Below are 230 nucleotides of genomic sequence, written 5' to 3'. Positions count from 1 at the left end.
ACAAACAAAGATTTATTAATAGCCCTATTAAACGGGTTCTTTCGCGGTAGAAAGAATATCGTTGATCTGGTTTATGTTCGGAATGAACATGTAGGGGATGGGGTCGAGATCGGTACAGTTATCTTTGATCTGATGTGCACCACTGCTGATGGTGCAAAATTCGTCATTGAGGTCCAGCGTACGGCTCAGGTGAACCTGAAACGTCGTATGTTGTATTACGGTAGCAAAAT

1 protein-coding gene is annotated in these 230 nt (G+C 42.6%); it reads left to right on the top strand.

All coding sequences use genetic code 11. The features are described 5' to 3' along the window. On the top strand, positions 1 to 230 hold a 230-nt coding region (locus tag ACSZOX_RS22440), incomplete at both ends, for a PD-(D/E)XK nuclease family transposase (protein ID WP_437922485.1).

Source organism: Sphingobacterium sp. LRF_L2, from assembly GCF_965644235.1.
GTDB lineage: Bacteria > Bacteroidota > Bacteroidia > Sphingobacteriales > Sphingobacteriaceae > Sphingobacterium.
The sequence above is the reverse complement of the archived record's forward strand: the minus strand, read 5'-3'. Positions and strand labels throughout refer to the sequence as shown.